General features: G+C 47.0%; 7 protein-coding genes. 4 read left to right on the top strand and 3 right to left on the bottom strand.

Going from position 1 to position 11,821, the window contains the following annotated elements:
• Positions 1 to 363: 363 nt before the first annotated feature.
• The gene (locus QUB44_RS14960) at positions 364 to 987 is read right to left on the bottom strand and encodes a GNAT family N-acetyltransferase (protein WP_333368728.1); all 624 of its coding nucleotides are present in this window, start codon (positions 985 to 987) and stop codon (positions 364 to 366) included.
• Positions 988 to 2,706: 1,719 nt separating this feature from the next.
• On the opposite strand from QUB44_RS14960, the gene QUB44_RS14955 reads away from it, so the two are divergent.
• Together QUB44_RS14955 and QUB44_RS14950 are read left to right on the top strand one after the other, a co-directional pair.
• Positions 2,707 to 6,228, top strand: a complete 3,522-nt coding sequence (locus tag QUB44_RS14955) for a response regulator (RefSeq protein WP_333165060.1) — start codon at positions 2,707 to 2,709, stop codon at positions 6,226 to 6,228.
• Between the two features lie 546 nt (positions 6,229 to 6,774).
• Complete coding sequence (locus tag QUB44_RS14950) at positions 6,775 to 7,221, top strand: hypothetical protein (protein WP_333368725.1); 447 nt, start codon at positions 6,775 to 6,777, stop codon at positions 7,219 to 7,221.
• Positions 7,222 to 7,440: 219 nt separating this feature from the next.
• Here QUB44_RS14950 and pheS read toward each other — a convergent pair whose 3' ends face one another.
• On the bottom strand, positions 7,441 to 8,445 hold the full coding sequence (gene pheS / locus QUB44_RS14945) for a phenylalanine--tRNA ligase subunit alpha (RefSeq protein ID WP_333134526.1): 1,005 nt from the start codon (positions 8,443 to 8,445) through the stop codon (positions 7,441 to 7,443).
• Positions 8,446 to 8,668: 223 nt separating this feature from the next.
• Between pheS and surE the strand changes: the two genes are divergently transcribed.
• Positions 8,669 to 9,475, top strand: coding sequence for a 5'/3'-nucleotidase SurE (gene surE / locus QUB44_RS14940; protein WP_333165053.1), 807 nt, complete (start codon positions 8,669 to 8,671; stop codon positions 9,473 to 9,475).
• 127 nt (positions 9,476 to 9,602) lie between these two features.
• Positions 9,603 to 10,001, top strand: coding sequence for a hypothetical protein (locus QUB44_RS14935; RefSeq protein WP_333165051.1), 399 nt, complete (start codon positions 9,603 to 9,605; stop codon positions 9,999 to 10,001).
• Positions 10,002 to 10,379: 378 nt separating this feature from the next.
• Here QUB44_RS14935 and QUB44_RS14930 read toward each other — a convergent pair whose 3' ends face one another.
• The gene (locus QUB44_RS14930) at positions 10,380 to 11,603 is read right to left on the bottom strand and encodes an LL-diaminopimelate aminotransferase (RefSeq protein ID WP_333368722.1); all 1,224 of its coding nucleotides are present in this window, start codon (positions 11,601 to 11,603) and stop codon (positions 10,380 to 10,382) included.
• Positions 11,604 to 11,821: the final 218 nt, after the last annotated feature.

The following is an 11,821-nucleotide window of genomic DNA, read 5'->3' as shown; positions in this document are numbered from 1 at the left end:
ATATGGCACAGGCACAACGGCTCGCGGGCTATGGTCTAGACGTTTTGAAGAAGCTGTTTAGAATGAAATAGCCCTGGATTATTGACTGGTTTTTACGCCCGACGAGGCTACCGGAGTTGATAGAACTTTGTAGGGTTTTTCAGGTGTTCCCAGGTACACAAGGGTTGGTAGCTCAAGTTTTTACTAGCCACTAATTTTATTGTGTTTTGCGATCGGGCTTAAGAGCCAACTAAGATTTATCACTAATTCCCCATTCCCATTCCATTGATTCACAATAGAAGGAAAGAAGAGATACACGGATAGCTATTTTTTCCTTTTTATTGGCGAAGCCCCAATTCCCCATAATCAATTCCAATACTTAGCTTAGGATAGCGAAATCTGCTTACGTAAAAACAGCCGGCGCGGCTGGCCGAACAGCCAACCAGTCCAATTCCAATCCACCTGTTGCAAGCGATAGCCGGCCTGATAGTACAACTGTCGCGCCGGGTGATTATTTTCCAGAACGTGGAGGTAAATCTCAGAAAATCCCCATTCTCTGGCTGTCTCCTCGCAGTTGCTGAGCAATTGTTGAGCAACCCCTTGCCGCCGGTACTCCGGGTGAACGGCTAAATTCGACAAATAAGGATAGTCAGAACTAGGGATTTGCCAAGGAAAGCGAGAACGCAAAGCCATTTCTACTGTTCCTGCAATGCGCTGAGCTCGGTGCGATCGATAATTCTGCGTTCCCTCCTCGCGCGAGACTAGCTCAGCAACTAGACAAATGTAATGTTCTGCCTTAGAACGCAGTCGATTTTTTAAATCTTCGTAAATGCCCAAACGCAACACTGGATACACCCATTCTACAAACCCCTCACGGGAGTGAAAGCTCATGGCTAAAATATCAGCTAGCTGCGTTAAGTCGTTGGGCGCAGCGACCCGAATCGAAAAACCAGAAAGTCCGGGAGTTTGTTGTTGGTGAGATGGTGAGGAAAAAAATGAAGGATTCACAATGCCAGGCCACTATATTAATTTTTTTACGCGGGTTTCTAAGCTACCCTCTTAGAAAATTCACTGATGTTATACTGATGTTATAACGTAACTTATAGGCATAGTTTATTAGCCACATTAAATTACATTTTTTGCTCCTTGACTTTAAGTAGTATTTGAGGTAAATGGAATATTTTTAGCATTTAATACTCTAGTTAGGAAAAAAATAAAACTCATCCCCTAATACTAAATTTGTGGATAAGCTATTTAGCCTTTAAATGGAAGCTTGATCCCTGGTTTTCGGCCGGCATCATAAGAGTTTAAGTAAACAGTAGCTTACAAATTAAATGCGCGACAGCTTAGCGGGCAAGGTATTAAAAACAATCACAAAGGTTTTAACGTCAGGTTCCCGGAATCCTACCGCTCTCTGCTTACGGAAATACCCGATCGAATATAATTTATCCGTCAAGCGGTAGTTGAAAAACTCAACGGCTGACCATACTAACACCGGGCACGATCGCGCGTCGGATGTTCCCCGCCGCCTCCGGGCCTGGCAACCCAGCTTTCAGCAGTTCTGGGCTATCCATCGCCCATCCCCCATCGAACCGGCCTTACCTGTTGAGCTAGGGGGTACTTTTCCCACCTCCAATTTAAATTTGGATGCCTGGAAACTGTCTGCTGGGGTTTTCCCCGTCGGTTCGATACTCTGCTGCGCGCGAGACCTTCAAAACCTCGATCGAGCTGATTGACCCTACCCAAAAACCGATACAAGCCACCAACACTCCACGTGGAGAGATCAAAATTTTAGACCCTAGTTCAAGCTCCGCGATTCATCTGTGGAGTAAATCTAAAATCTAAAATCTAAAATCTAAAATCGACTGACCGGTTTCCACAGAGTACATCCCTAGCTAAGATTAACAGATGGATGCTCGAGCTTGCGGTGTTTCGGCGCAGTAATTGGCTTGGGCGTTGGTCTGCTGAACGCACAAAAAATGCCGAGCTCGGGGAAAAAAGTGGAAGTCTAACTAAAATGGTACAGCAATTGCGTCACTCCCACAGACACCTGTGTGGTCTGTGGGCCACCCCGAATATCAGTCAGGGGCTCGGCGCCGGATTGTGGTCGCTATCCTTGGCTGACTGTTAAAGTTGCTGTTATTTGTGGGAAAAAAACACAGGCGAAGAAGTTGGTTGTCTATTATATCTTTCTGCGAGCAGCTTTCACATACCAAATAAAACAGTCCCAGGAGCCTGGATCAAACATAATTTTGGCAAATCAACTCACAATCAGGACGGTTATTCCTATGTATTCTGAGATATCCAGACGGCAGTTAAAATTGCCAGATTTGTGTTTGATCTCCTGCTGCATAAAGGTAAGGGGTGAAAGAAAATTATCGGGAGACGAGTTTATGTGAATATCATTAAATAATAAAATTGGGGTGCACGACAGGTAACTGTGGCTCAGAAGAATTCCGAATTGAAAACCCAGACATCAAAAATAAAGGTTGATGCTTGCCTCGGCCTACTCACAACAACTTCATATCCACGAATTATTGTGATATCCTTTTCCCAAAATAATGGCACTCTAAGCAAACTCCCAACCCTTATGTCATCAGTCATTCGTAATCGAAAATTGAAAATTGAAAATCGAAAATGGTATGACTTCAGCAATTTAAATCGGCAAATTCTTCCTTTAATCAGACTTATTAAATTGAACAGCCCCGGGGCACAGGAGAACGGTGCATGAATTCCCAAGAAAATCCTAAGCTAAAAATTCTGATCGTCGATGACGAGCCAGATAACCTCGACTTGCTTTACCGCACCTTCCATCGAGACTACAAAGTGCTCAGAGCCGAATCTGGCCCCGCTGCTCTCGAAATTTTGGCAAAAGAAGGAGAAGTAGCAGTGATTATCTCCGACCAGCGAATGCCAAAAATGAGCGGTACGGAGTTTCTAAGCCTGACGGCGGCTCAATACCCCGACGTGATCCGAATTATTTTAACTGGCTATACGGATGTTGAAGATTTAGTTGAAGCTATTAACGCTGGCAAAGTATTCAAATACGTTACCAAGCCTTGGGATGCTCAAGAGCTGATAAATCTTGTCAGTCAAGCTGTTGAGACTCACAATCTTCTGAAAACGCGCACCAATGAACTGCGCCGTGCTTTGAGCCAAGAATCGCTGCTTTATGCCGTTACCAATACTATCCGATCGGCTCCCAATTACCAGCAAATGCTGCAAAGAATTGTGGAAACTGTCGGGCAGATGTTTGAGGTGAGTTGCTGTCTGCTGCGCCCGTTCCAAGACGGCCGGGTGGCCGATGAGTGGTTCGTTTACCAGAAGGCAGAAACTAAAGAGCTGCGGGGCGATGAGGAATCGATACCAGGAGATGCTTCTGCTGCCGAACTCTCTCCCGATTTACTGCCGGATTTGGTTTGGGAAACTCTGGATGTGGAGGTGATTCAAGATGCCCAAACTGACGATCGAGTTTTAAACTGGGATAATCAGCAACGACAGCAGGCTTACGAAGCTGCAAATATTCGATCGAGCTTGATCGTACCGCTGTTTTACAAAGTGGAACTGATGGCAGTCTTGGCGCTGCACCAGTTTGAGGAACCGCGCCAGTGGCAAGACCACGAGGTACAGTTGGTAATTACGGTGGCAGACCAAGCGGCTTTGGCGCTTTCTCAAGCCCGGGCTTATGAACAGGTGCGGGCGCTGGCTAAGCGCGAGGCCTTAGTCAATACTATTACTACGGCAATTCGATCGAGTCTCGATCCCCAAAATATTTTTGCAGCCATTACTCAACAACTCGGCCAAGCTTTGCAAGTTGACGGCTGCGCCCTATCTCTGTGGACAGAAGACGATGAATACGTCCAATGCGTGGGGCTATACGACACAGAGAGGGATACCGTGGCTGTAGAACAGGGTTTTATTGACAATCCAGAGGTAGTTGCGAACTCTCTGGGCTACGAGACGGCTTCGGACGATGCTGCTAACACTCGCGCCTGGGTTTTTGCCCATCCTTCTTTGCCACAGTCTTTGGTGCCGATTCGGGGCAATCCGGTGTTGCTGCAAGTTATGGTATCAAAAGAGCCGGTGGCGATCGAAGATCTCGACGAACACCCCGAGTTAAATGTTACAGAACTGCAAGTTCGATCGCCAGCCCGCGCCCTGTTAGTCGTTCCCTTACTCTCAGAAGGCAAAATCATCGGCAGCATTTCCCTGCGCCAAAATCGCAGCATCCGCCGCTGGAACATCTCAGACATTGATCTGGCTCAAATAGTCGCAACTCAAGCTGCTCTGGCCGTGCAGCAGTCGCGCCTCTACCAGACTACCAGACAGCAGGCAGAACGGCTTCTGGAAGCCGATCGGCTCAAAACCGAATTTTTCCAAAATATCTCCCACGAGTTCCGCACGCCTCTAACTTTAACTATCGGCCCTCTGGAATCAGCTTGCAGGCGTAAAGAAGACTTACCCTACGAACAAGCCGTAATCGCTTTGCGTAATTCCCGCCGCCTCCTGCGCTTGGTAAATCAACTGCTGGACTTGCAGCGGCTCGATGCCGGACGGATGCAGCCGAGTTTCCGCCCCTGCGATTTGGTCGGTTTCTGTTACTCTACCGCAGAGTCGTTCCGCGCCTACTGCGAGAAAAAAGGACTGCACTTAATTACCCAACTGCAAGAATGTCCTTTACTTTATTTGGATCTGGAAAGATTTGACAAAGTTATTTACAACCTGCTATCAAATGCTGTTAAATTCACCCCAGAAGGCGGAACTATCACCCTGAAAGTTGAATCTGCCGGCGCTCACTGCTTGTTGCAAGTAAAAGACACGGGGATCGGCATTCGCACCGAACAAATTCCCTATTTATTCGAGCGGTTTCACCAAGCAGAAGGTTCAGCTAGCCGTTCCTATGAAGGCAGCGGTTTAGGTTTGGCACTTGTCAAAGAATTAGTCGAACTCCACGGCGGTCAAGTTTCAGTTGAGTCAGTTTACGGAGAAGGTACTACTTTTACCGTTTGGCTGCACTTTGGTTCGACTCACTTGCCCCCGGAACAGGTACTAGAAATACCTGCGGAGTTTCACTCATCGAAAGCTGCGGTGGAACTGGCAGATGTGGAAGCGGATTTATCGGAAAATGAGGCTGAAAATCATAACTTTGAGGCGCTCCAACCAATCAAATCAGAAACAGCAGTGGGAACGGTTTTGGTGGTTGACGACAATCCAGATTTGCGCTTTTATGTGTCGGCAATTCTCCGAGATTCCGGCTTTGCAGTTTTGCTGGCCCGCAACGGAAAAGAAGGATTTGCAGTGGCGAAAAAACGTCGCCCTAATTTAATTATAACGGATTTGATGATGCCTTTGATTTCGGGCTTGGATTTGATTCGCATGATTCGAGAGGATGAGGAATTGCAGGGAACTCCGGCAATTTTGCTGACTGCTAAAGCCGACGAAGATACTCGAATTGAAGGAGTAGAACGGGGTGCCGATGCTTATTTGTCTAAGCCTTTTAATGATCGAGAATTGTTGGCGGAAGTGCGGAATTTGATCGCCCTCAAACAAAACGAGCGCCGAGTGCAGCAGTTGAACAGTTATTTAACTGAGTCGGTGCTGCGCCGATTTTTGCCGCCGGCGATGGTGAAAGCCGCAGCGGCTGGAGATTTGGCCTTGGATTTGCGCCCGGAACCGCGATTGATTACTATTTTGTTTAGCGATATTGTCGGTTTTACTCAAATGGCAAATACGCTGCGCTCGCGCCGGGTAGCTGAGCTGTTGAATGAATATTTGGCGGCAATGACTAAGGCTATTTTTGACAGCGGCGGTACGGTGGACAAGTTTGTTGGAGATGCGGTAATGGCTTTCTTTGGCGCGCCGGAGGAACTCACGCCTAATGAGCAAGTACGCCGCGCTGTGGCTGCTGCGGGACAAATGCTGCGAGCTCTGAAGGAGCTTAACAACGGCTGGTTGGAGCAGGGAATTGTTGGGGAAAATGGCGTGCCTCCGGTGCGGTTTCGCTGCGGAATTCACCAGGGTACTGCGGTGGTGGGGATGTTTGGCGGCCCTGATCGATCGGATTATACTGCGATCGGGCCGAGCGTGAATATTGCCGCCCGCTTGCAAGAGGTGACGGAACCAAACACGGTGCTAATTTCGGCGGCGGTGGCAGATTATGTTGAGGAAAATCGCATTGTTAAATATAAGCCTTTGAAACTAAAGGGAATTGATGAAACGGTATTGACTTTTTTACTAAATTGTGATTAGTCATTAGTTGTTTGTTAAGTATTATATGTTGATATCCCACACACAATCTCGGAAACAACCTATTCGTAAATACAGCCGATTTCAACTGAGTGAAGTACCTTCACCCACCCGCCCCAAGGCTGTTTCATATCGATTCCGGTTGCACCGGAATCGATATCAATTGTTTAATCTTTAATCTAAAATTTACAATCCACTCACCAAAGTTCAAGATTCCAAATGGCGGTTGCGGAGTCAACTCTAAAATCTAAAATCTAAAATCTAAAATCTAAAATTGACTGACTTTCCTTAATCAATTGTTTAATCTTTAACCTAAAATTTACTATCGACTCACCAAAGTTCAAGCTCCCAAATGGCGGTTGTGGAGTCAAATCTAAAATCTAAAATCTAAAATCTAAAATCTAAAATTGACTGACATTCCTTGCTTCCATCTATCAAAAGAGGGAGTTTTTTTAACCGTTGATCGGCGGATAACCTCTCTCTAGAGAACGGTTCAGCCGATCGCTCTGATCGAGTAGAAATAGAATGTCATATCTGATTGTGTATTGTATGAAACTGAATTCTTTTACGAAACGGCTTTCGACTGTCGGGCGCTGGATGGCTGCAACTGTGCTTTGCGTGTCAGCGATGGCCTTCGTGTGGTCTGGTGCGTTCTTCTCGAACACCGCAGCAATGGCATCTCCTGCTGTAAACTTGATCGCAGCAGCAGATGCGGGCGATGTGGTTCAAGAAAAAGCCAGCAAAGATGCTGGACGAGCCAAGAACTTCATCCGAGATACAGAAGATAAAGTTAAGGAAACTGCCAAGACAAATGCTGCTAAAGTCGATCGAGCATCGGAGGATGGTAGTGTAGTAGAGCGCAAAGCTAAGAAAGATGCGGCCACAATTGAGAAAAGAGCATCGGAAGATTCAGCTCGGACTCAGGAAGCTGTAGATAATACCAAGAATGCTGTCGAGAGCGCTGTTGACAGCATCAAGGGTGTTTTTGGCAAGTAGACAATAAATAAGTAGGTAAGCGCAAAAAAACAATAATATCTTGCAGGGGCTTGTAGGGGCGGCTTTAGGGCTTATCTACAGTAAGGGCGAGTCGATCGTTGCAGAACCCGCCCTCTCCCCAAGTAATGTTTATTTGTACTTACTTACTTGAAACTGCAAAATTGATGTAGCTTAAACAAAATCTCTAGAGGGTTTGTAGAACTAACCCCAAACCATGCTTTAAAATTGCCTCAAAAAGCGCAAGTCGCTAGCATAGACGCGGCGAATGTCGTCGATTTCATAAAGTACCATTGCGAACCGCTCGACCCCAAAACCGGCCGCAAACCCAGTATATTTTTCTGGGTCTAAACCGACTCCTTTAAGAACGTTAGGATCGACCGTTCCGCAGCCCAAAACTTCCAGCCATTTGCCGTTCCACTGCAAATCAACTTCGGCAGAAGGTTCGGTAAACGGAAAGTAACTTGTGCGGAAACGAATAGGCAAATCTTGCCCGAACATTTGCCGCAAAAACTCTTTAATTGTGCCTTTCAAGTCAGTAAATGTCAGACCTTCACCAATTGCTAAAAGCTCAATTTGGTGAAAGACTGCTGCGTGAGTAGCATCAACAGTATCGCGGCGGTAAACGCGGCCGGGAGAGACAATCCGAATCGGCGGTTTGTGCTGTTCCATGTAGCGAATTTGCACTGATGATGTCTGAGTACGCAGCAAGTCGCCGCCTGGTAGGTAAAATGTATCTTGCATATCCCGCGCTGGGTGGTCTGGCGGGGTGTTCAGCGCCTCGAAGTTGTAATAATCTGTTTCCATTTCCGGGCCGTTGGCGACGGTGTATCCGAGGCCGACAAAGATATCGAGAGCGCGGTCTATGACGGCGTTTAAGGGGTGAACGCGGCCTTGGGGGCGAAAAATCCCCGGCATGGTCACATCAATGGTTTCTGAGGCTAATTTGGCTTGGATTTGGGCGGTTTGGAGGGCGGCGCGCTTGTCTTCTAAATCGGCTTGCAGGGCTTCTTTGACTGTATTGGCGATCGCACCTACTTTGGGTCGCTGGTCTGGCGACAGTTTGCCCATCATGCCTAAAATTTGAGAGAGTTGGCCTTTTTTGCCGAGGTAGCCGACGCGCAACTGTTCGAGTTGTTCGAGGGTATTGGCGGTGGCGATCGCACTTTTGGACTCTTGACCGAGGGTTTCTAGTTGAGTTTCAATGTCGCTTAGCTGGACAGTCATTTTGATTTTAGATTTTAGATTTTAGATTTTAGATTGATGGCAGTTTTGGGCCAAGTTGAGTTTAGCGCAATTTTGGCTCGACAGTCTTGTTGATTTTAGATTTTAGATTTTAGCTTTTAGATTTTCGGCAGTTACGGATAATTTGTAATAGGTAATTCGATGTTAGAGCGATCGCCCTAGTTGAATCTAGTTTAGTATTGTTATAAGGCCTATAAAAATTTCAATGAAACTTTTAATTAGCAACGACGACGGCATCTTTGCACAAGGCATCCGCAGCCTCGCCAACGCTCTCGCCACCGCTGGCCACGACGTGAGTGTAGTTTGTCCCGACAGAGAGCGCTCCGCTACCGGCCACGGCCTTACCTTGCACCAACCCATCCGCGCCGAAATTGTCGAATCTATTTTTGATCCCGCAGTTCAAGCTTGGGCCTGTTCGGGTACTCCCGCCGACTGCGTAAAACTCGCTTTGTGGGCTTTACTTGACAAACCGCCGGATTTTGTTCTTTCCGGTATCAACCACGGGCCCAATTTAGGCACGGATATCATCTGTTCGGGTACGGTTTCGGCAGCAATGGAAGGAATTATGGAAGGCATTCCCAGCATTGCTTTTAGCCTCGCGAGCTTTACTTCGCAGGAATTTGGGCCGGCGGTGGATTTCGCTGTCACCTTGCTGGCACAGTTGGAAAAACAGCCAATGGCGAAACCGATGCTGTTGAATGTCAACATACCGGCAGTCTCACAAGCAGAAATTACCGGAGTTGCGATCGCCCGTCAAGGCATTCGCCGCTATTTCGACATATTTCAAAAGCGCACCGATCCGCGCGGCAAAACTTATTATTGGCTGGCTGGGGAATTGTTAGAAGATGTAGAAGAAATCGCCGATTCGGCGGTGCCGCATGATATTCCTACAGACGTACAAGCTATTCGCGACAACAGAATAACCGTAACTCCCTTGCAATATAATCTCACCTGTGCTCCCGACTTGCACTCGCTGCGAGATTGGCAATTTGAAGGTTTTCCGAAGCAGTGAGCTCCGATCGACCCGATCGGAGCGGTAAACTAGGAATTAAGGAAAAGTGCCTCTCAAGGTCTATACCTTTGGCGTTAACACAGGCTCCCAATTACTTGTTAGTTTTTTTTACTCAAGAAAAACAGTTATGAACGCTCCCACCTATAACACTCATTCTGTCACTTGCCCGATCTGCAACCGTTCCAGCGTCGTAGGCCCAGTCGGGATGGTCAGTGGACTATTCACTTGTCCCCACTGCCATTCTCATATGGTAATTAGCTGGAGCGGTCATTTTGTGCGCGATCCTTTTAGTCTCAAACAACTGACGGTGGGAAAGATGCTGAGGCGCGAGAGCAGACCGTTAGCTCGCCTTCAGCGGGACTTTGGGCTGGGCAAGCCTTTTCCGCTGATTGCAATTTTGGGGAGTGTGGTCTTTTTCGGGTGTGCGCTAGCCGCTACGGAACAATCGCTACCCCGACAGAATTCACTTCAAGGATTTTTAGAGTGGGTGAGCGGAACTGGTAATTCCGAAGATGTCTCCCGTTAACATTTCTTAAAAGAAATTGTGACAGATACTGCGTGCAAATATCTATTCCTTTAGGTAGAAATCACACTATTTTAGCAATTGCATCCATCTTGAGCTAGGGGTAAGCACTTAGACGCCGTGCCCTTCATCATGTGCCCAAAAACGTCAAAACCCCAGTCCGGCAGGGGTTTTAACCCCTGCCTCAAAGCTCAAGTCTGGTGGGCTTAAGTCTCATATCAATTCCGGTGCAACTGGAATAATTGTTGACTGTTGACTGTTGACTGTTGACGGGCGGGTCGAAAAACTGAATGGTTGAGTGTTAACTGTTGACTAGATTTTATTATTCCGATGCAACCGGAAACGATATCACGAGGGTGTTTCGGGTTAAGTTGAGACAGATTAAATAGCTCTATTTAGAAACTCAGCAATTTTTCTAACTGCTGTTTCCAAAATTGCTGGCGACTCGACTAAGGCAAATCGCACGTAGCCTTCTCCTGATTTCCCGAAACCGGCACCGGGGGAAGCTGCGACTCCTGTACTCTGTACTAGCTGAGTGCAAAATTTCACGGAATCTTGCGCCCAAGGTTCCGGCAGTTTCGCCCAGACGTACATGGTGGCAGGGGGTACGGGTACTTGCCAGCCGATGCCCTGTAGCGCGTTTACAAAGGCATCCCGCCGTTTTCTGAAGGTTTCTACGCTGGTTCTGACGGTATCTTGGGGGCCGGTTAATGCGGATATCGCTCCGTTCAAAATCCCTCGGTATTGGTTGAAGTCCACTGCGGCTTTTACCTGTCGCAGCGCTGCAATTAGTTCGGAATTGCCGATCGCATATCCGACTCGAAAACCTCCCATACTGTAGGATTTGGATAGTGTAAAAAACTCGATCGCCACACTCTTATCTCGATCGGCCTGAAATATTGACGGCGCCATCAATTTTCGATATTCTTCCTCGTTACCAGTCGCCTCAATTGCAGAATTGCGATCGTCAAACACCAAATCCACATAAGGGAAATCGTGCACTAAAACCAGCCGATGTTCTCGACAAAAAGCCACAGCTTTTTCAAAAAAAGCAACCGGGGCGATCGCAGTTGTAGGATTGTGAGGATAGCTCAAAACCATCATCTTTGACTCAGCCAGCACTGCTGCCGGAATATCTTCAAATATCGGCAAAAACGCATTTTCTGCTAATATCGGCATCGGATAAATTTGACCACCAGCCAAATGCACACCGCCCGCGTGGGAAGGATAGCCCGGATCGAGCAACAAAGCAAAATCTCCAGGGTTGAGTACAGCTAAAGGCATATGCGCCGTGCCTTCTTGGGAACCAATTAACGGCAGCACTTCTGTTTCTGGATTGACTGCAATTCCAAATTTTTGCTCGTACCAAATAGCTGCTGCTTCCCGAAAATCTCTTGTGCCGTTAAATAGCAAATAGCCGTGGGTGCTGGTGTCGGACAGAGAATGTGCGATCGCATCTGTAATGTGAGCCGCCGCCGGCAAATCAGAAGAACCCAGAGACAAGTCAATCACATTCTGCCCCGCTGCTCTAGCTTGAGCTTTTGCCCGATCCATATCGGCAAATACATTAAATTGCAGTGGTTCTAAACGTTTAGCAAATTGCATATTTTCTATAGTTTTGTGGAATTTTAAGGAATATTTTTATCTGAGCTAAATTATTTTTTATATGGCATTTTTATTGACTTTGTATTTTTTTTAGTAACCGCAGAGAGCGCAGAGGGCGCAGAGTTAGAGAGGAATATCGAGGAGAAAAGAGAGATGTTACAAAAATATTTGCGATTTATATAGTTGTAAGTTGGGAGTTGGAAACTCCCGAATCATTT

The sequence above is a fragment of the Microcoleus sp. AT3-D2 genome (assembly GCF_036705715.1).
In the GTDB taxonomy this organism is placed as follows: domain Bacteria; phylum Cyanobacteriota; class Cyanobacteriia; order Cyanobacteriales; family Microcoleaceae; genus Microcoleus.
The sequence above is the reverse complement of the archived record's forward strand: the minus strand, read 5'-3'. Positions and strand labels throughout refer to the sequence as shown.